The 537-nt window shown below is 63.1% G+C and carries 1 pseudogene; it reads left to right on the top strand.

What is annotated here, in order from left to right:
- Positions 1–537: pseudogene (locus tag EN893_RS37215) on the top strand (hypothetical protein); the annotation flags it as partial.

Here is a 537-nt window from a genome sequence, read left to right as displayed (position 1 = left end):
ATGCCCGGACGCCGCATGCATTGGCTGGGCGCAAAACGCGCCCGCCCGGTCGCCAATGCCGGGGATACGATGTTTGCCGGTGTCGAACGGGGAGCGGTCGTCGATGCGTTGCGCTCCGACGGGCTGTTCTCAGGCCTGGTCCTGCCGCCTGATATCCATGAAGAGATCGCCGACTTCGCCGGGCGCACGCCTTGCTTCGGCAATTTCGACCGCCGTCTCGAATTCATGCCGGGGGAACATGCCGAGGCCGAGAAACGCCTTGGCCGCTCGCTGCTCAGCGGGCATTTTTTCGAGCGCATCCTCGACTGCCCGGCGGCGCTTGCCATCCAGCGCGATCCGCTGCTTCTGGATATTGCCGCGCACTATCTCGGCGGCCAGGCAAAACTGATCACGACGCGCGTCTGGTGGAGTTTTCCAACCGGTGCGGCTTCGGACGCCGACAAGAACCTCGCCTCGCTCGGCAAGTATCATTTCGACCTCGATGATTGGCGCATGCTGAAATTCTTCTTCTACCTCAAGCCGGTCGACGCCGACACC

Origin of the sequence: Mesorhizobium sp. M7A.F.Ca.CA.004.04.2.1 (assembly GCF_004022825.1) — a bacterium.
GTDB lineage: Bacteria > Pseudomonadota > Alphaproteobacteria > Rhizobiales > Rhizobiaceae > Mesorhizobium.
Note: the sequence above shows the minus strand (reverse complement) of the source record. Positions and strands in the feature narration are given on the sequence as shown.